Genomic DNA, 20,146 nt, shown 5'->3' on the forward strand with positions numbered 1-20,146 from the left:
CCCCGCTACCCAGCGAGGGGTTTATGCCAAAGTGGAGAAGTCGTGGCGTTCACGGCAAAGGAGCGTTCATCATGAATATAGCGACTGTTGGACTGGATCTGGCCAAGAGCGTGATGCAGGCTCACGCAGTGAATTCGCAAGGCGAAATCGTTGTACGCAAACAGCTAAGACGCGCGAATGTACTTCGGTATTTTGCTACGCTCGAACCGTGTGTAATCGGCATGGAAGCGTGCGCCTCGTCGCACTACTGGGGCCTTGAGCTCACCAAGCTCGGACACACCGTTCGACTGATCGCCCCGCAGTTCGTCCGGCCTTACGTAAAGAGCAACAAGACCGACGCGGCCGACGCCGAAGCAATCTGCGAGGCGATAACGCGACCAAACATGCGCTTTGTACCGCTCAAGACGCAGGCGCAACAGACAGTGCTGTCGCTGCATCGCGCACGCGCCGGCCTAGTCAAATCACGCACAGCACTTGCCAACCAAATACGCGGGCTTCTTGGCGAATTCGGCATCGTGCTGCCACAGGGTATCCAACTGCGTGGCCAACGGGCCATGGCCGCTCCTTCCACACGTGATGATGGACATTCTCAGCCGTTCCGGGCGTTAATCCAAATGCTCGTCGAGCACTTGCGCGAACTTGGCAGCAAGGTGGCTGAGCTCAAAGGTCGTATCCGCGCGATCCATCGCACGGATGCGCCCGGTCGGCTTCTCGAAACAATACCCGGGATCGGGCCACTTACCGCGTCGGCCCTCGCAGCCTCGATCGGCAACGCCGGATCTTTTCGCAGCGGCCGCGAACTTGCTGCATGGCTGGGTTTGGTGCCGCGTCAGCATTCGTAGGGCGGCACGCCGCGTCTGCTGGGCATCAGCCTCGATCCGTGCACGCGCGCAGGTCTTCGTCGATCCCCGCTCGATCGAACTGCTTGAGCGGATCCAGCTGGTCGCGCCCAGCGACGCAAATATCCTGATCATCGGCGAGACCGGCACGGGCAAGGAACTGATCGCGCGCCACGTCCACAGCCTGAGCGGGCGGCGCGACAAGCCGTTTGTCGCGGTCAACTGCGGCGCGTTTTCTGAAACGCTGGTCGAAAGCGAACTGTTCGGCCACGAGAAAGGCGCCTTCACGGGGGCGTTCAACGCCAAGCCGGGCTGGTTCGAGGCGGCCAACGGCGGCACGCTCTTCCTCGACGAGATCGGCGACCTGCCGCTGTCGATGCAGGTCAAGCTGCTGCGCGTGATGCAGGAGCGCGAGGTCGTGCGGCTTGGATCCCAGCACGGTATTCCGATCGACGTGCGCGTGGTGGCGGCGACGAATGTCCACCTGCAGCACGCGGTGGCGGCCGGGCATTTCCGCAGCGACCTCGGCAATCGCGCTCTGGCCGCGTGCGGAATCCAGTTCGGCGTCGACGTTCGCCTCGTGGCTGGACCTGCGGATCTTGCGCGAACGAAGGCGCATTGCCATGACTAAAGATGCGCCGGCGCGAACGCACCTCCTGCGAGATGTCGCGCAGCGCGGCGCGGCCCGTGCCCGCGAGCACGGCGAGCAGCACCAGCTGGTAGAACGCGGTCTGGTATTTGAAGCGCGTCGAAAAATCGATGATGTCGATCTCGTCCACCTCGGCGGCGACAAACGTGGTCGTGCCGCTGCCCGTCGTGCGCTGGCCAAAGCCATCCCAGTCGTCGTGATGTGTCACGCCGGGCTGCCTCGCGCGCACGGCCGCGATCACGTCTTCGCCCGTGTCGTCGCGGCGCGCAAACACGTCAATCCAGTCAGCGAAGATGCTGCCCGTGCTGTAGTACTTCTCTCCGTTCACCACCCAGCGTGCGCCATCACGTGACACGCGCGTGATCACGTCGCCGATCGCCACGCTGCCGACTTCGGTCCAGGCGTTTCCCACCAGTTCGCCGTCGACAAATCGCCTGAACCAGACGTCGCGCGCCGGGCCTGGCTCCGCGTTGAGCCGGTCCTCGACGAACGCGAAGTGGCCGCGCAGTGCCTGCGGCAGATTCGAGTCCGCCTCGGCCAGTTCGATCAGCAGCTGAATCAGTTGCGGCAGCGAAGCCCCCGCGCCACCATGCTCGACCGGCACGCGAACGGCGCCGAATCCGGCGGCCTTGAGCCATTCGATCTGCTCATAGGGCAGGCTGCGATCGCGCTCACGCTCGAGCACGCCCTCTGCGATGCGGGCGAAAACGGGTCGAAAACGTGAAGCGAGACGCTCGTAATCCGTACCGGGAGAAAGAACGGGAGCAAGTGCCACCGTGCTGGCGAGATTCAATGCGGTAATAGGGGCTCCAGGTACCGGCTTGATGGGTGGCCCGTGTTCGGGCCTCGTTCCTTACCGATAAAGCAGAAGCCATGCCAATCGTTGGCCGGGGATCAGGTGTGCGCAGGTCGGGAAAACCGCATGCGTGTTGCTGGTTCAGCAACAGCATGCAGCTGATTCACTGCTGGATTTGCAGCGATGCCTGAGCGATCTCGTGATGCCCGGACTGGTCACTGGCGTCATCGCTGCCCGCCTGTTTCGCGACAGTGCGGCCAGCCGCCAGCTATGGACCAGAAATGTAAGCGCAAGCTTCCCACGACGGTATAATTGTTCCATTCGCTTTTCCTTCCCCAATCATAGCTGACCCGCGCCTTCGCGGCGTGCGCACCCATCGCGTATGGGCGAAAGCAATGAAACGACCTGCAGACATCTATCTTCGTTTCCTGCAACTGACTGAAGCCATTCGTGGCTTGCCCACGCTGCCAGCGCTTGATCCGCTTGAAGAGAAGATTCTCGAGTTCGTGGCTCGCGCGTCACAGAACAAGGACCGGTTGTCGGTCCGGGACATGATTGGACACGGTGAACTGGGCTCTCCTGCGACACTTCACGGTCGCATCGCGTCCATGCGCGAGAAAGGATGGCTCACCCTCTCCGACACCGAGGACACCCGGCGCAAGCAGATCGAACTCACGCCTGCCGCGCTGCGCTACTTCGACAAGCTCGCCGAAGCGCTCTCGAAGGCAGCGAAGGGCACCTGAGCCGGCGGCATACCCCGCGATCCCGAGCCCGCCAATAGAGGGCGTTCTGCCCGGATCGGCTAATCAAGGCAGTTGTCCCCGTTCAGCCGTGCTGCGTGATTGCGAGCGGCCTTCCCAATCGCACAGAAATCGTTCGCGATCCGAAGTAACCAAAAAAGAACCCACGGACCATATCGGGCAGTGGGTTCGCAAACACACGCCAAAAGCTCGGGTTTTCACAAACCGTCATAACTTTTGGAACAGTAAACATACCGGGTTTGCGAGGCCAAGGCAACCTGGCAGTGGCTTAAAACAACGCCCAGGGGAAGCTCAGTTCGGTATTTTTGCGCCTGTCACAAAAAGGGCCCCGCTACCGTCTCGAGGCTGCGGTGAGCCGCCAGCAAGTGCATCTGGTTTCGACAAAAGCAGGTTCCAGAACATCCAGACCCGATGTAACGCCTGCAGGAGCGCCCACCGCCGCGGACCAGACGTAGTTACGTCGCCTCACGCCATGCAGAAAAGCGATGGCCGGATTTTCGCCGCGGCTTTGGCGCCGTTGGGCGGATCGTCAGTCAGGCGCCCATACAGGGCCTGCCAGTCGACGGCAAGCAACGGGATCGTCCTGTCATTGCGGGACCAGTACGCGAGAAAGCGCGCCCAACCCTCGAGGAAAAAGCCCACGCCGGGACTGAGCAGGCACGGAGGTCTCGCCACAAGAGGCACCCGGGCCGCAGGAAATATCGAACAGAGCGTTTCAAGTTCGTCCGCGGCTTCATTGGCAGTCTCCGGTTTGTTTGCACCGGCCAACAGGTGATCCCGCACGACGTCCGCAACACAGGATGTACAGAGCTCGATATAGGAGACGCGCACCCCACCCAGATCTGCCCACCGGGCAGACGACGCATCCGTCGGCTCCGTCATCCTTCTCGGAACGGGAAGCCTGACGTACGACGGCAGTGCGACAAAATCCGTTTCCTCGCGTTGCAGGGCGTCGCGAAACATCGGGTAGGACAGCAGCCATGAACTGACTGACGGACTGCCACCCTGACGCGAAGGCAGATTCAATTCCGGAAGGCCCGGGTGCAGCGTAGCCATGCTGATCTCCATTCGTTATAAAAATAATAACGAATGGCTGCGCTGCGTGCAAGGGTCTGCCATGGGGATGAAGCGACGCGGCCCTGTCCGTCACACTTGATCAGGCGCCCGGGACGCGGGGAAGCGCCATACGGACATGCCAGGGCGCTTTGCTCCCACTGACATTAATGAGACTAAATTCCTGCACCGAGCAACTCGAATATGCGTCTCATATCTTTCCGAATCGTGGCGGGTGGGCCCGCAAACAGGAATGGCTTTTATTCAAGTATTGGCCGCGGGCATGCAATTGTTATCGATGCCCGCCGAGGTGATCTATTTGTAAATCAGGAACCGGTCGCGATTCTTCGCGTCCTTGATCCATGCATGGACGCCCCCAGTTTGCCAAGCGCTCAGTTTGTGACAGGTTATAGGTCAAGATTGCAGCCATGCATTCGGACTTCGCACGGCACTCGCCGGCGGTCCCTGATGGAATTTGCTGGTCAAGGTCTCATCAGTTTGGCGTGCTCTCGCGCACACTGGATCAATCAGATTTTCTTGACCACGGTCTTACCTATCTCGCCATCACATCTTGATAGCCTGTGCAATCGGCTGAAGTCTCCTGCTGTTCGTTACAATTTATAGGTGCATCGAAGTTTATGCCGCACTCGCGCTCGCCATGTAGTCACTTCGGAACTCGCGTGCATGAGTCAATAGTGCCCACACGACGCGCACGTTCTTGTTTGCGAGTGCTACCGCGGTAACATTCGCGTTGCGCCGCTGCAGCAAGTTATGCAACCAGCTCTCCTTATCTTCTTTCCGATTGGCCGCGTAGATGACTGAACGCGCTCCATGTATCAACAGCGTCCGCAAATAGGTGTCGCCTCGCTTGCTTATGCCCAGCAGCACATTCTTGCCGCCACTGGAGTTCTGTCTGGGCACCAGACCCAGCCATGCAGCAAGCTGGCGCCCGTTTGCGAAGCTCTTGGCATCACCGATAGAGGCCACTAGCGCGCTCGCAGTAATCGGACCAATGCCCGGCACGCGCGCGAGCCTGCAGCTGACTTCGTTTTCGCGGTGCATCACCCGGATTTGCGCTTCCAGCTCACGGACCTGGCGGTCGAGTTCCTTCACGTGTTCCAGGAGACGCTCAATCAGCTGCCGAAAGGATCCTGTCAATTCGTTGGTCGCGTCTTCGAGCAAGCCGGGTACTCGCCCGGCGAGGTGTGTGATTCCTTGTGGGATAACAAGCCCAAACTCACTTAGCAGACCGCGTATCTGGTTAGCTTGTGCGGTGCGCGCCCGAACGAAACCTTGACGGACGCGATGCAGCGACAGCACCGACTGCTGCTCAACGTTCTTGATCGGGACGAAGCGCATGTTCGGCCGCGCGACGGCCTCGCAGATAGCCTCGGCATCCGCGGCATCATTTTTGTTTGCCTTCACATACGGCTTCACGAACTGCGGCGCCATCAGGCGCACAGTATGTCCCATGCCCTGCAGCTTTCTAGCCCAGTAATGGGCGCTACCACATGCCTCCATTCCTATAAGACACGGCAGGTTGGCAAAGAACGCCGCCATCTGATCACGCTTTAGCACTTTCTTCAGCACGGCTCGACCGTGCTCATTCACGCCATGAATTGCAAAAACGGTTTTTGCCAAATCAATGCCAATCGTCGTAATCTTCATGTTGGGCGCCCTCCTCGATTAAGTGGTAGCTTCGACACTTCCACTTTGGCACACCGATGCCGTTTCGGGTGGGGGCGCCCATTCCATTAGTTTGGCGCGCGTCCCCGCCCGGACCAGGTAGCAGGATCGCGATATTTCGCAGTCAGTGGACCGTGCGCGACCCTTGGTCTGCCGCGTCGGCTCCCGAAGATATCCCGCTCGGTATATCCGAACTCCACAACCTTTGCACGTATATCGGCAAGCACCGTGTCGAACTCCTGCTGCCGCATAGCGGTCGCCTGACTTTTGAGTTCGTCAAGTTGTGCTTTCAGTTCCTTGTACGTTGCCACGGACTTCCCCCATGTGGACACCTCGCGGTCATGATAGTGACTTTCTCACGGCATTGATCCGAATCGGGATGACCGATCGACGAGTCCGGCCTTGGGCCTGTGTCCGCGAATTCGCAAATCACGGGCAATATTCGGCGGCCGTTCCATGACGAACGTTCACACTCTTTTGCAGGGATGGACTGACGCGTGGCCAGTTCGTTCCAGCGCTTTTTACGAGGGTCGGCGGACACGACGGACCCTTGAAGCGGCGCATCATGCAGTTTTGAACACCGCGCACACCTTGTCGGCCACGCGAGCAATGAACAGGACAAGGCGGCAAAGGCTGCGCATTGCGTTATCCTGAAGCGTCCGCCCAAAGGGAACACGCATGAAGCTTTCGAAATTCCTGTTACTGATGGCAGTGCCGCTGTCCACCACCGCTTACGCGCAAGCCTCGCAGACGTTTCACTTCGGCGAAGGCCAGGACTCGCCGCAACGTGCTCGTACCACTTCTCCTCCGCCACTGCCCGCAGCCCAGACTACGGAGCCGCTGCCCCAGGGTGAGCCGCATCCGCACACGAAGCCGACGTTAGAGTCCCAACCAAAGGCGAAATCGAAGTCGAAGCACCGGCAGCACCATCGGCACCATCCAATCCACCCGTCACCGCTTCAGAATCCGTATTCACATCCTTGAGCCGGGCAGCACGCAAATCGTGTGTCAGCCATGCAGCGAATGATTGGACTATCTGGCATTCCTCGCCGGCTGTCGCACAATTAATTCGCTATACGAATTGATATGAGGTGACGACACTCAGTGACCAACGATGAAGTTTCACCAGAGTCGACATTACAGCTCGAATGATTGCAATTTCAACGGCCGCCCAGACTGTTTTGCGTAATCTATTGAACGCGTCCGTAGTCCAGCCCGTACTCATATTCGGTGCACGGTAGCTGGCTAAGGATCCGACGCGACGCCATTGAAGGACAGTGCCTGTGGGATGCGCGAACAACCGGAATGACGGCATCCACACACGGAACGCGCGGTGACGGGATGGCATACAGCACGGGGGTTGATCATACGTATTCCGGGCCAGTCGGAGCGCGACATGGCCCGTCAGGCGGCAATGCTTTCCTCAAATTCGAATAGCGCTCCCTCGTGAGCCTCGAGCATGGTGCGTATATCGGGCAGCGCACGGCGAACCATTGGGCGCGCAGACCTCGGGAGATTCGAGCAGGCGAGCTCGATATCGCCGCTTCTGTGCTCGCCGAGCATCGCGAGCATCACGCACGCCTGCTGGATATCTTTCTGCGACTTGACCAGCATGTTGGTGCGCAAGCGTGAAACGAGGATCTTGTGGATCGCGAAGCGTGCGGGGTCCGGCACACGAACCGGCACCGCGCCGTGCCTTGAAAGCAGCGTGCCCATGTGGGACTGGCCGAGCAGGTAGGCGAGATAAGGCATGCCGCTCGCATGCGCACCGAGCTCTGGAACAGCGACGGTCGGAAATGTGTTGTCCTTCGAAGGCACAAGCAGATCGACGTGAAAACGCGTCCGACCCGCCTGCTTGAACGACGTGGACGGATCGCCCCTGTTGAACCCCGGCACCGGCACGAAGTCGATTCCGGTTTCTTTCAGGATTTCGAGCAGGCCACCTGACGGCACACCCTGTAGCGCGAGCTGGCGGGCGCGCGCGATATCGATGTCCTCGGTCTCGTAGGCAAGCGCCTTGATGCCAAGGCTGTTGAGCAGAACCGCGTACGCGTGAGAGCCCACGAGCACCGCGCCGGCCTCGAAAAGTCCGTAATTGTGGAGGACCGCCATGGTCGCGTAGGTCTTGTTGTCGGCAATCTGGAAGCCGAGCTTCGCGAGCTCCCGAATGCGGCTGATGAGGTCTTTGGACTGCTCGATCTGTGCCATCACCGCAGCGACGCGCTCCTCGGCCGCCGGATCGCCCTTGGGTCCGCCAAGACTCTCCTGCTGCCGCTTGCCCTCCGCGTTCATGAACTGCCGATAGTAGTAGACAGCGTTCCCGCGATGGTGCTCGGTGATCGTGCCCGGCGCACCCACGAGAACCCGCCCCTGGGCGGCGACCGCCTGCTCGACGTTCGCGTACTGGGAGCAAAATGCCTGATCGTGTCGCTGGTAAAGAGGAAGTCCGTGCATGCCAGAAAATTGCAGTAATTTTTTGGATTTTACTGCAAAAGGCGAGTTCGTGATTGCAGTAATTTTATGAAAATTACTGCAATCAACTTGGAATCCCTCAGGCCACCAACCCCTCGCCTGTCCGATACCCCAGGCGAACGGTACAAGGTTACCCGGCGGTACCGGGCGCATCGGTTAGGATTTGTTCGGGCCATGCCCGGTCCGCGACCTCATTGTCGGACTTCTCACCACGCACCGGCTGACGAATCGCCGACGTCTCGAATTCATGTTCCGGCGCATCGCTGGGCCAACGTCTGTGGCCCCGTCCGCGTGCTTTAGCACGCCGAGGGCCACCCAATGCCTGCGCGCGGGCATCGGGTCTCACCAGATGCAGGACTTCGAAGCCTGTTAGCCGATTGATGAAGAGAATGACGCAAACTTACGTTTTTCAAATTCCGGTTGCGGCAGTCGATCGCGCACGTCCATGCAGAACGTCGAGCCACGATTCTGGCTTTCTATCAATCACCTTTTCCCGGTTTCCGACATGAGCTCGCCGCACGTCTTGCATGTATAAGAGGCGTATCCGTGCGAGTCCCTGCCGTTGTTCACCAGTCCGGTCGTGCGAATCGAGTCCCACTGAGAAGAGTACGGTTCATCGTCATCGCACGCCACCTCTTCGCCGTCGTGTCCGTTGACGCACACGAAGTATCTACGTATCAACGTCGTCATCGCTGCCCTCCTGCGGCTTACGGTTACTGCGAAGCGGCGCTCCAGCCGCGCGAGCTGGCCGTACAGGCCCATTCGTGCAGGTTCGCGTTCCTGAAGAGTCGTGTCCTGCACCATCCGCTCCGTATTGCGCTGTCCATTCATCCCGCGACTGACGTGAGCGCTAGCGAATCGCCGTCCACGAGATGGCCAGGCTGGAATCCCGGTCAATTGTTTGATAATTTTCAATGCCGAGGCCTGCGGAAAAAAGACGCCGCGCAAGTGACGCGCCGCATTGCCCGGCGCCAGCTATCCGATGGCCCTTGCATGACCGTCTCCGTCAAGGACCGGCACACGCAGCGCGGCGCCGCAGCCTGGGTGACAAAGCGGCACGCCAACGTGGTCGGCACGTCCACGGTCCGGAACGGAGGGATGCATCCCTCGAAAGCGCGAAGATGTCCGGCGCAGTGTAGATCCCGTGGTGCGTCGCGCAACGATGCTGGAGATAATCGTCCAATACTGGCTCAGCATTGCGGTTCGGGCCGGCTCAACCGCGTGTTCCCATTAGAGCGAAGCGCGCCAGGCTGCCCGCCTGCGACCGCAGTTCCACCCGCGGAGCAGGACACGACGGGCAGCGCAAGTCGCGCAACGGCGCGTCGGATAACAGCGTCGACTTTGGGAGTCCTGGCCTACGGGACAGGCCTTAAAAATATACGACTCCAGCATTCCGCTACAGGGAAGTATGGTCGGTCCACACCGGTTTCACAACATGCAGTGAGTTCTTCTTCCCCGTTCCGCTAAACGCACGCGCACGTGCCGGGCTTTGGCCTGTCGCGCGCCCGTCGAAACGTCCGCGTAGGTTAGCGACGAGTCATTCGCCCGCTCGCCGACGCGAAACTGTTGAAATGCCGGATCCCAGGACGCAGTGTGACTCTGGACTTCGGGAATCCCCGCGGCGCAGAAATGTTCTTTGGCGGTCGGTCAGTCTGGTGACGCAGCTGTTGTGACAGCGCACGCGCCTCACACGTCGAATGCATGCAGTGCCCGCAGGCAGCTTCGGGCAGATGCAGGCCGGAGCTGATCGCGACGGCTCAGGCATCACACCGCCCACTCACGCGCCACGGTATCAACGTTTCAGTGCAGCCGAGCGAGGGTACGAAGGAGCGAATCGCCGTCCCGCGTAACGCGAGGCCGTATGGCCCCGCCAAGTGTCTCCAGGGCAACCAGCTGGCGTTCGAGCAGGGTGTGGCCACGCTTCTGGCCACGGCGGCGGCGGTCGAAGGCTCGGTACCCAGTTGCCGGGTGACGCTACGCATCATCCAGATGCCGATACCGAGACGGACAAGCGGGTTCGTGCCCAGTTCGACGCGGTATCAATCCCGAAAAGGCCGGCAACCCTGTATCGATTAAACGAGCACGTGCAAGTCAGGTTTCATGGTGCGATGGATGTCTGGCCCTGACGCCCGGGCACGCGAACAGCGCAGTACCTGACTCGGTTATCGGCGGCATCATTTATTTCTTCATACAAATTATGCGTTTTCGCCGCGAGAATTTTTTTTACAACGGAGGTCCCTGGAGCAGTCAGCATTGTCCGATTCAGCCGCGCACAGTCATGGTGCGCGGGAAATTACACGGCTATCCTGATCGACGGCAACGACGCTTACGCCGCAGGCCAGATTCCGCGCGTTCGCGACTGCGCCAGTCTCGTCCCCTCCCTGGTAGCGAGCGTTCGCACAACGCCAGTTTCCGGAATCTTTTGGAATCCATAACATCGGCAAAGATCCAGGCACGAAGGTCCCCCGCAGGGTGACCCGCGCCTGGCGTCGTTATCCGACCACCCGCGCCTCAAGCCCGCTGCGTACCGCCAGATCGAAACGCTCAGGGCGAATATGGAACACCGTCGCCTCGCACGCGCGCCCGTCAGCAAGTCGCGAGGTCCGGCGCAGCACGAGCAGCGGCGCACGAGGGGACACTTCCAGATACGCGGCGATATCGCTCGCCGCGGCAACCGCCGTGATGGTCATGTCGGCATCGACGATATGCCAGCCCGGCAGCCGTTCGAGCATTTCGTACGACGGGAGAGCTTGCGCCTCCTCGCGCGAAATGACACTTGCTTCGGGCAGCAGGCAGGTCTGCGCGAGCGCGACAGGCGCGCCATCGACGCGGTGCAGGCGTTCAAGATACACACAATCCGTGACATCGGCGGCGAAGGTCTCGCGCAGGCCGGGCGGTACCGCACACGCTTGCATGCGCAGCAGTTCCATGCTGGCCCGCGCGCCCTGCGCCGCCAGCGAGTCGTAAAAGCCGCGCAACACGTCGAGCCGGTGCTGCAGACGCCGGGGCTTCACGAACGTGCCCTTGCCCTGCTTGCGCTCCACGATGTGCGTCTCCACCAGACGGCCGAGCGCCAGCCGGACAGTCACCCGACTCACGTCAAAGCGATCGCCCAGTTCGGCTTCCGACGGCAACTTGCCCGACGGCTCATAGATGCCCTGCCCGATTTCCTGCTCAAGCGTCGTCGCAATCTGCTCATAGAGCGACGTCACGTCTTCCCGCACCAACATGATTAAGGTCCCTCGCTGCACTCGCGCCTCGCCTTGAGCGAGATTCGCGATATCGATATGAAAAGCAATTGGATGGCCCAGCTTGTATTAATACGTATTATGCCATCCTGACCCGCCAACGATAGCAGCATCGGCTCGAATAACGAACGCAGGAAAGCATGACAGTGACAGACAAGATCCTCGACGCGCCGCCGCTCGAGCGCCCACCACATGATGAAGCGGCCCTCCATCCGCGCGAAAACGAACCTGCGGATGCACATGGCCACGCTGGCCCGCGCAGCGGCTCCGCGCTCCTGCGTGCCCGCCTCGGCTTCGTGGCCGCGTGGTTCGCCTTCATCGCGCTCGCGTGGCTCATGCCGACAGCCGCCGGGCTCGACGCGAACGGCCAGGCCACGCTTGCCGTGGTCGCGTGGGTCGCGATCGTCTGGGTGACCGAGGCCATTCCCGTCGGCGTGAGCGGCGTTTTGATACCGATGCTGCTTGTGCTTTCACATGCGAGTCCGGGTTTTCCGAAGGCCGCAAGCGGTTTTGCGGCGCCCGTCGTGTTCCTCTGCCTCGCGGCATTCCTCTTTTCGGCGATCATGCAGGCAAGCGGCCTCGACCGCCGCATTGCGCTGGCGCTGCTCGAGCGCCTGAAGGTGCGCACCGCCAACGGCGTGATCTGGGCAATGTTCGCCGTCAACTTCGTGATGTCGATGGTGGTGCCGGCCGCGAATGCGCGCTCGGCCGCGCTGCTGCCCGTCACCAACGGCATCGTCCAGCTGTTCGGCGATTCGCCGCGTGAGCGCGCCGCGAAAAAGGCCATCGTGATCCAGTCGCTCGTCTACGGAGCGATGATCAGCGGCATGTGCATTCTCACGGCGCATCTGCCGAACATGGTCGTGTCAGGCCTGCTCGAAAAGCAGCTCGGCATCCACATTTCATACTTCACGTGGTTCAAGCTCCAGTGGCCGTATCTGGGCATGTTCGCGATCACGCAGTGCTGGGTCCAGTACTATTTCCGCTCGCGCGCCGTGCAGATTCCTGGCGGACGCGCCGCCATCGCGACAATGCGTCGCGCACTCCCGCCTGCCTCGCGCAATGACTGGCTGGTGCTGGTCCTGTTCGCGGGCGTGGCGGTCCTGTGGGCAACGGAGCCGCTGCATCACCTGTCGTCGGAAATCGTCGCGCTGATCGCGCTTGCCATTCTGTTCGCGCCAGGCGTGCTGCGCTTCGGCTGGGCCGAAGTCGAGCAGCGCACGATCTGGGGCACACTGTTTCTGCTCGCCGGTGCGCTATCGCTGTCCTCTGCGATCAGTTCGTCGGGGCTCGCCCAATGGGCCGCCGATCACATCTATATCGTCGCGCACGGTCATGGCTGGTGGCTCGCCATTGGCATCGTCATGGCCGGTACGCACATCATCCGTATCGGCATGCTGTCAAACGTCGCTGCTGTCACCATGATCGCGCCGATCGCGCTTGCGCTCGCCCCGCGCCTTGGTCTGCATCCGGTCGCGTTCACGATGCTGGTCAGCGACACCGACAGCTTCGCCTACCTGCTGCCCACGCAGATCACGGCGGGCGTCATTGCATACAGCAGCGGCGCGTTCACCACCGCCGATTACGCCCGCGTCGGCGTGATCTCGGTGCTGATTGCGATCCTGTACGGGCTATGCGTGATCGCACCGTGGTATGCGTTCATGGGCGTGCCCGTGTGGGACGCGTCCGCGGCATGGCCATTTGCGCATTGATACTTGCGCGCACTCGCATGGTCATGTGCGCGCGATCCCTTACCCGTCTTGTCGACACCCATCCCAGATGAGCGAATCGAACGAAACCGGTCTGCACGCCCGCGCGCGTGCCCTGCGCGAGCGCCTTGGCGATCATGTCGCCCCCGCCGGCCTCTATGAGCAACTGAAACAGCGCCCCTTCGCGGGCAGCGTGCGTTGCAGCGTTTCCCGACTCGAAGCGGGCAGCTGGGCCGAGGTCGTGCTCGACTACGAAGTCGGCTCGTCGGGCATCGCCGATGGAGGGTGGCTGAAGGCCACGTTCAAGTTTTACTCGGACTGGGCGCTCTTCCAGACAAGCGACCCCACCGCGACGAATTACATCAGCGCCGAGTATCATGCGGCGCCGCTCGTGCCGGGCCAGAGTCCCGCCACGGTGCAGGCGCTCAATGTGCGCTTCGACCAGAAAGGCCACGAGCGGCCGTACCAGAAAGCCGTGATCGTCGATGTCGTCGACGGATATCTGAACGCAGGCGACCGCATCGTGATCCGTCTTGGTGATCGCCGACGGGGTCCCGGCACGCGCATTCAGACGTTTTCTGAAGACGATTTCCGCTTCCGGCTCTACGTCGATCCGCTGGGCACGTCGCGCTTCGTTGCAGTGCCTGGCGACATTGCCATCGACATCCATCCGGGCGATCCAACGGACGTGCTGCTCAACGGGCCGCGCTTCGTGCGTCCTGGCGAGGCTGCGCCGTTTCGCCTTGCGTTGCAGGATCGTTGGGGCAATGCATGCCGGGAGCTGGGCGCTAACGCGAATGCACGGCCGGTAGTCGCCAATTCGATCGCCAGTTTGACCGCCAACGTGATCGCCCGCAACGCAGAAGGCACAACGGTCTATCAGCGCGAGCATGCATTCCCCACGCAGGGATTCGCGACGCTCGCGCTCGACGACCTGCCAACGGACCGGGGCACGCTGTACATCGTCGCAGACGTGCCCGCGCGGCCGGAAATCCGCGCAGCCGTTGCCTGGCTCACGGTCGACGCCACACTGCCCGCCCCGCGTGCACTCTACGCCGACCTTCACGTCCATGCGCACGACACGGTCGGCACCAACAGTCCCGCATACAACGCGCAGTACGCGCGCGATATTGGTGGAATCGACATCCTCGGTTATACAGCGAACGACTTCCAGATCACGGATGCGAACTGGCAACTGGGCGTCGAGGCCGTCGATCAGTTTAACGAACCCGGCCGCTTCGTCGTCTATCCCGTGCAGGAGTGGTGTGGCAGTTCGACGGCGGGTGGCGACCACAACGTCGTATTTCTCGGCGACGAACGTCCCGGTTTTCCGTACAACGCGCGCGGTGAGCACAACCGCACCCTTGTGTGGAACGAGGACATGAAAGGCAACGCGGTCGAACTCGGTCGCTGGCCCGTCGAGGAACTGTGGGATGCCTACGCCGACGACGCCGAACACCACCTCGTCATGCCGCACGTTGGCGGGCGGCGCTACATTCCGGACTGGCACCATCCGAAGCTTGAGCGGCTCGTCGAAATCGCTTCGACGTGGGGCCACTTCGGCTGGCTCTACCAGGACGTCATCGCACGGGGCTACCAGCTCGGCGTGGCTGCGAGCGGCGACGAACATCGCGGACGTCCCGGCGGCGGCGCGCCGGGCGTGCAGGTCTTCGGCGTACATGGCGGACTCACGGGCGTGCTCGCCAATACGCTCGACCGGCGCACGGTCGGCCAGGCCTTACGCGCACGCCGCACGTGGGCGACAACAGGCGAGCATAGCGCGCTGCTCGTGCGCAGTGGCGATCACTGGCAAGGCGACGCCTTCAGGCAGCGCGGCCCGGCTACGCTCGACTACCGCCTGCTCGGACGCGCCGGCTGGGAATACGTCGCCGCCTACGATCACAATGGCCTGATATGGGAGCGGAACCTGCATGAGGAACTCGGCTATGCTGAGCGTCTGATCCGCGTGCGCTGGGGTGGTGCGCGCATTCGGGACCGGTATCGCTGGGCGGCGTGGCGTGGCCGCATCCGCATTCTCAACGGCACGATTCACAACTTCGGTTCTCACGGCTTCGAACACGTCGAGGAATCCGCGTGGCGCACAGGCGCAACGGACATCGAATTCAGTAGCGACACGTACGGCGACGCGGACAGCATCGAGATCGACGTGAGCAATCTGGCCGCGGCGACCATCGTGATCGAAGGCACCATCGACGGCTTCGTGAAGGTCGGCGATCCGCTCGCAGGTAATCCATTCGCGCATGCGCCCACGTTTCGCTTCGAGATTCGCGGCGTGGATCTGCTTGCGCGGGGCAGCGCAACACATGCGCTCGGCGGCACGGAACTGTTCGTCGCGGTTGAGCGACTGACCGACAGGCCGCTGCCGGTTGATCTGGCAGGTAGTGTAGAGGTTGCCGCGCAGAATGCGTCGTTTGGTTTTCGTCCGGTGTACTTCTTCGGGCGGCAGCGTGACGACAGCAAGGTGTGGTCGTCGGCCCAGTTCATTACTTTTGACCAGGTTCGCCGCGGGCGCAGGTGAACAGCGCTCGCAGCAACCGGCTCCGGTTTGAATCCGCCATCTAGTTGTGAATCAGGAACCGGTCGCGGTTCCTGACGTCCTTGATCCAGTTCGGCGCGCGCCCTCTGCCAGACCAGGTGGCGCCGCTTGCCGGATCACGGTATTTCGCTGGCAGCGCGCCGCCTGAACCTCTCGGCCTGCCGCGGCGACGTCCAAAGATGTCCTGTGGTGTATATCCGAAATAGGCCACCTTTGTACGGATATCGGCAAGGACGGCGTCGAACTCCTCCTGACGGACTGCTGCTGCCTGATTCTCCAGCTCGGCGATCTGCGCTCTCAGTTCCCTGTACGTTGCCACGAAGCGTCTCCCGCATATGGAAATCACTGGGTCATGATAGTGACTTTCGTATGTCGCTGATCCGAACTGGGACGACGGTCGCCGGGCATTGCGTCAGGCTGGTGTCGGTGGATTTTTTTGCAGATAGAGGTGCCTCGCGACTCCATCCACAATGGCGGACGCTCGGGCGTCGTGAATCACGATGGAGAGGAGCAAAGCCGGTGCCGCCTACCGCGGTATGCAGATTCATGGAAAGCCAGATGCTTTACGCGCAGCCTCAGCAAGTCAGTATGACTCCCATTCGGCGAGGCTGGCCGCCGTGGGGAAGTTTGCGCGGGTTAGCATGGCTGCCAGAGCCGCATTGAGTGGCGACGGAACCGCCACTCAACGGTGTATTCCGCCGCGGAGGCCAGCATGGAAGACGATAGCACGTTGTATGTGGGGCTTGATGTCCACAAGGACTCGATCACGGTTGCCTATGCGATCGGCATGGGCACCGTCGAACTGTTCGGCAAGGTGGGCGCCATGCAGATTGATGTCGACCGGCTCTGCAAGCGACTGCAGCAGAAGGCACGGCACATCTGCTTTGTCTATGAAGCGGGCCCATGCGGATACGGCCTGTATCGAAGGCTGGTCGATAAAGGCTTCGACTGCATGGTCTGCGCACCATCGCTCACCCCACGCAGGCCGGGTGATCGTGTCAAGACGGACCACCGTGACGCGATCAAGTTGGTGCGCTCCTTGCGCGCCGGCGACTTGTCGGCGGTACATGTACCAACAGTTGAAGACGAAGCGTTCCGCGACCTGACCCGCGCCTGGTCGGCGGCTCGAGAAGACCTGAAGGCAGCACGCTGCAGGCTCAAATCGTTTCTGCTTGCCCACGGCGTCCATTATCTCGGCCGTCCCAACTGGGGACCGACACACCGACGCTGGTTAAGTACGTTCTCATGCGACAGCGCCTGGCAGCAACTGGCGTTCAACGAACATCGGCGCACGATTGAAGACCGGCTCGCGCAATGCGAGCGGCTGGAACTGGCATTGCGCGAAGCGGTAACTAACTGGCGGTTTTATCCAGTCGTACTTGCCCTGCAGGCCATGCGCGGAATCAACTTTACGTCGGCGATCGGACTGGTTTCGGAGCTGGGCGACCTCGCGCGCTTCGAACATCCGCGGCAGTTGATGGCGTGGATTGGCGTGACGCCTTCAGAACATTCATCAAGTGGGAAACGACGGCAAGGCAGCATTACGAAGACCGGCAACAGCTACGCACGTAAGCTGCTGGTGGAATCTGCCTGGAGCTACCGGCATCCCGCCCGAACAGGCGCTGCTGATCTCTACTTCCGAACCGGGCGCTTTTTCACTTGCGCCGTGACTTTACCTGGCCTCGACGTACGGTCTGACAGGTCAGTCCCATGCTGAACGTCGATTTTTGCCGCCGACAGGCGTTCGTGGTTCGAAGTGGCGATTGACGGTTAGTTGCATCTGGTACTCATGATTCCCGGTGCTGTTTGCCCGGGAGTCCCACCTGACCAGGAAGCTTCGCCGCGCGGCACACAGTCTTGCGCGGACGCACCGTTCCGATGAGTTCGTCCGCTGCGCAGCGTCGGGCGAACTCATCGGAGTGATAGAGGACCGCCGGAACCATCACACTGGGCGGCCGCTTTCGTCTGGACCCGCCACCGAACTCGCTGACCCGGTCATGCAAATTAAATCGGGTGGGCGCTCTTGATCCCGGGGTGACGATCTCAATATGACGTGTCAAATCCAGATCAACCGCCTACCGGACATGCCCAACAAGAAGAACTCTCGATCCACGCGTCGGCCAGTTGCCGGAACGCACGCAAAGTCGCTCTATCTCCCGATGCCCCGCCACGAAGCCTCGGATCTCGCACTGCGTGCACGGATCGCGCTTGAGCGTCTGCGCAATGGTGAGGCGGACCGCTCCCTCGTCAATCTTGTCTCGCAGGTGGCTATCATCACGAGCTTCATCAGCCGGGCGGGACACGGGCAGCTCGATATCGCGGAGATCGAAAGTGTTGAGCGTGGCCTCGGAGAGGTACTTAGCGAGGCCGATCACACCGGAGGTGGCATGTGTCTGAATCGTTGGTCGCGGGACTCACGAACGTGATTAACGAGTACGACCGCCAGCTCTGCGCGACCCGGATGGAGATCGTTGTCCGGGCGAGTGATCACCTTGGAAAACTTGTTGCTCTGGCTGCGAGAGACACGCACACCAACGACAGTCAACTCCAGGTTGCACGGTAACTTCACGTCGGATCGCGTGCCGGATTCACGGATCCGTCAGGGCGACATGCATGAAAGCTCGCCGGACAAGTGAATACGCACGGGCGAGAGAAGGTCGCGTGCAAACGTCATACGGTTGGTATTCGCCAGCCCGATGGTAACCAGCCCCCATAGATGGAGACCAAACCCTGCGCGTGTGTCGCGAAGTAAAGTGGATCGCCAGCGGTACAGCCTGCAATTGTCTGGGAAAGCGCGCAAGCGCTCACAACAGACAATCCAGTAACGCTCAATGCAACGAAGACAGGTGCATCCCGCGCTACACTGCGTCCACATCCCTGCTTAGTCCTGCGCGCGATAAATTGTGCGGCTGACAACCACGTCCCCAAAGAAAAAAAACCACATGGAAATCCGCGTCGCTTACGAACACAGCCTGGCGTCCGCGCCGGAAGAATTCATCGTTCTGGTGCCCTCGCAGCTCGTGACCGATATTCCCGCGAACGTGCCGCGCGCGCTGTTGCCGGAGTTCATCACCGGCCTGATCGTCGAACGCTCCCCGACAATCGGAAAGATTCGCAATCTCATGATTCTCTAGCAGATGGTGATCCCGCGGTGACACCTGCCTGGCGAACGGCGTTGTTGCGCGGCCTCGAAAAAACTCAGAAAAGGCTTGGTTGCCTGATATCGCGCGCTGGAGGCAGTGACGGTTTCTGGCGTCTTGCGCCTGCGCGTCGGCGAGCGAGACGACGTACGTGGGCAACCAGAACGAAATGCGCGTCCGCAAAGCTGAGCGTGAGCCTGAACTGCGTCAGCCCATCCGGTCCGATACCGGGCTGCGCCCGCAGCGAAGCATGCATGTCGAGCCGACGAGCACGGTCCACGAGCTGTGCACGGCTCATACCCGGCCACGCGAGCGAGATCAGCCGACTGACCACCGAAGGAATCGACTCCGGTGGACAATCAGCCGGCAACGCTAGAGAAACAAGCTCGAAACGGTGTGCCATCGGGTTGAAGGCGTACGGTTCTGTGTCCGTGCTTCCTCATGTACATACGTGGCGTCGCCCAGACGGAGGCGATGCACAAGGGGTCCTGAGTGATCAGTCGTAGCGGGACGCCAAAGCACTGCGTTCGGCATCTTGCTCCGCCAGCTACGACTGGATCGCCCGTTCCCCGTTACGCCGCGGCGACTTCAGGCGTCGCTGTAGTCTCAACTGCGGCCGGTGCCTTTTTGGCTGCAACCTTGCGCGGCGCCGAAGCCTTTTTCGCGGGTGCTGCAGCCTTGCGTCCACGCACACCCTTTGCGGGAACAGCCGCTGCCCGGCCAGCCTTTTTCGTCGCGACCGTCGTCTTCGCTGCCTTTTTAGCCACGACACGTTTCGCGGCAACTTTCTTCGCAGGAGCAGCCTTCTTCGCGGGAGCAGCCTTGACGCCGGCGACCTTTGCCGTTGCACCGGCTTCGATCAGGAATTTCGAACGATCCTTGACATCGCGAATCCAGAGCGGTGCAAGTCCTCGGCCCGACCAGGTCGCGCCCGTTTTCGGATCCACGTATTTCGGCGCAACGTGATGCACGGCCGCCCGCGGGGATTTTGCTGCTGCCTTCGCACCCGTAGCCGGCTTGCGACCGCGCCGTTTAGCGACAAAGCCTTCAATATCGGCAACAGTCAGTCCGTGCTTGTGCATCAGTTCACGGATTTTGGTCAGGCCCACCGACGACTGCTTTTCGGCAATCGCTACTGCCTGCTTCTGGAGTTTTGCAATTTTCGAGTTGATTGCGTCCAAGGTAACCATGTCTATTCCTCCCTGTGGGGTTTACCGTCCATGCGATCCTGGAACT

Annotated in this window: 13 protein-coding genes and 3 pseudogenes; 8 read left to right on the forward strand and 8 right to left on the reverse strand. The window is 61.2% G+C overall.

The window, feature by feature from the left end; genetic code table 11:
* Positions 1-71: 71 nt before the first annotated feature.
* A complete protein-coding gene (locus AB4Y36_RS36025; RefSeq protein ID WP_368619637.1) occupies positions 72-842 on the forward strand; it encodes an IS110 family transposase in 771 nt (256 codons plus the stop codon).
* Positions 835-1,365: pseudogene (locus tag AB4Y36_RS36030) on the forward strand (sigma 54-interacting transcriptional regulator); the annotation flags it as partial. The gene AB4Y36_RS36025 and the pseudogene AB4Y36_RS36030, both read left to right, overlap by 8 nt.
* A 46-nt stretch (positions 1,366-1,411) precedes the next feature.
* Here the strand turns inward: AB4Y36_RS36030 and AB4Y36_RS36035 are convergent.
* A pseudogene (locus AB4Y36_RS36035) lies at positions 1,412-2,263 on the reverse strand (acyl-CoA dehydrogenase family protein); the annotation flags it as partial.
* A gap of 416 nt (positions 2,264-2,679) precedes the next feature.
* On the opposite strand from AB4Y36_RS36035, the gene AB4Y36_RS36040 reads away from it, so the two are divergent.
* Positions 2,680-3,027, forward strand: coding sequence for a transcriptional regulator (locus AB4Y36_RS36040; RefSeq protein WP_069268351.1), 348 nt, complete (start codon positions 2,680-2,682; stop codon positions 3,025-3,027).
* Positions 3,028-3,510: 483 nt separating this feature from the next.
* Here AB4Y36_RS36040 and AB4Y36_RS36045 read toward each other — a convergent pair whose 3' ends face one another.
* The 5 genes from AB4Y36_RS36045 to AB4Y36_RS36065 form a co-directional block, all read right to left on the reverse strand.
* Positions 3,511-4,101 carry a hypothetical protein gene (locus AB4Y36_RS36045; RefSeq protein ID WP_368619638.1) on the reverse strand — a complete coding sequence of 197 codons (591 nt, stop codon included), beginning with the start codon at positions 4,099-4,101 and terminating at the stop codon, positions 3,511-3,513.
* A gap of 633 nt (positions 4,102-4,734) precedes the next feature.
* On the reverse strand, positions 4,735-5,766 hold the full coding sequence (locus tag AB4Y36_RS36050; protein ID WP_069268353.1) for an IS110 family transposase: 1,032 nt from the start codon (positions 5,764-5,766) through the stop codon (positions 4,735-4,737).
* 86 nt (positions 5,767-5,852) lie between these two features.
* Positions 5,853-6,095 carry an H-NS histone family protein gene (locus tag AB4Y36_RS36055; RefSeq protein ID WP_368619011.1) on the reverse strand — a complete coding sequence of 81 codons (243 nt, stop codon included), beginning with the start codon at positions 6,093-6,095 and terminating at the stop codon, positions 5,853-5,855.
* A 1,093-nt stretch (positions 6,096-7,188) separates the two neighbouring features.
* Positions 7,189-8,409 (reverse strand): GSU2403 family nucleotidyltransferase fold protein, encoded by a 1,221-nt coding sequence (locus AB4Y36_RS36060; RefSeq protein ID WP_368685514.1) that lies wholly within the window; start codon positions 8,407-8,409, stop codon positions 7,189-7,191.
* Between the two features lie 2,339 nt (positions 8,410-10,748).
* The gene (locus AB4Y36_RS36065) at positions 10,749-11,507 is read right to left on the reverse strand and encodes a GntR family transcriptional regulator (protein ID WP_368685515.1); all 759 of its coding nucleotides are present in this window, start codon (positions 11,505-11,507) and stop codon (positions 10,749-10,751) included.
* A gap of 137 nt (positions 11,508-11,644) precedes the next feature.
* On the opposite strand from AB4Y36_RS36065, the gene AB4Y36_RS36070 reads away from it, so the two are divergent.
* Together AB4Y36_RS36070 and AB4Y36_RS36075 are read left to right on the forward strand one after the other, a co-directional pair.
* Positions 11,645-13,216: a DASS family sodium-coupled anion symporter gene (locus AB4Y36_RS36070; protein ID WP_368685516.1), complete on the forward strand. Its 1,572-nt coding sequence runs from the start codon at positions 11,645-11,647 to the stop codon at positions 13,214-13,216.
* A gap of 67 nt (positions 13,217-13,283) precedes the next feature.
* The gene (locus AB4Y36_RS36075; protein WP_368685517.1) at positions 13,284-15,752 is read left to right on the forward strand and encodes a hypothetical protein; all 2,469 of its coding nucleotides are present in this window, start codon (positions 13,284-13,286) and stop codon (positions 15,750-15,752) included.
* Between the two features lie 40 nt (positions 15,753-15,792).
* Here AB4Y36_RS36075 and AB4Y36_RS36080 read toward each other — a convergent pair whose 3' ends face one another.
* Entirely contained in the window at positions 15,793-16,089 is a 297-nt protein-coding gene (locus AB4Y36_RS36080; RefSeq protein WP_083245599.1) for an H-NS histone family protein, read from the reverse strand.
* Between the two features lie 393 nt (positions 16,090-16,482).
* Here AB4Y36_RS36080 and AB4Y36_RS36085 point away from each other — a divergent pair.
* The 3 genes and pseudogenes from AB4Y36_RS36085 to AB4Y36_RS36095 form a co-directional block, all read left to right on the forward strand.
* Positions 16,483-17,403, forward strand: a pseudogene (locus AB4Y36_RS36085) (IS110 family transposase); the annotation flags it as partial.
* Between the two features lie 415 nt (positions 17,404-17,818).
* Positions 17,819-18,196, forward strand: a complete 378-nt coding sequence (locus AB4Y36_RS36090) for a hypothetical protein (protein ID WP_368619006.1) — start codon at positions 17,819-17,821, stop codon at positions 18,194-18,196.
* 516 nt (positions 18,197-18,712) lie between these two features.
* Positions 18,713-18,904 (forward strand): hypothetical protein, encoded by a 192-nt coding sequence (locus AB4Y36_RS36095; protein ID WP_069268359.1) that lies wholly within the window; start codon positions 18,713-18,715, stop codon positions 18,902-18,904.
* Between the two features lie 578 nt (positions 18,905-19,482).
* Here AB4Y36_RS36095 and AB4Y36_RS36100 read toward each other — a convergent pair.
* Positions 19,483-20,100 (reverse strand): H-NS histone family protein, encoded by a 618-nt coding sequence (locus tag AB4Y36_RS36100; RefSeq protein ID WP_368619005.1) that lies wholly within the window; start codon positions 20,098-20,100, stop codon positions 19,483-19,485.
* Between the last annotated feature and the right edge of the window lie 46 nt (positions 20,101-20,146).

It is taken from the genome of Paraburkholderia sp. BR10936, assembly GCF_040965735.1.
GTDB lineage: Bacteria > Pseudomonadota > Gammaproteobacteria > Burkholderiales > Burkholderiaceae > Paraburkholderia > Paraburkholderia nodosa_A.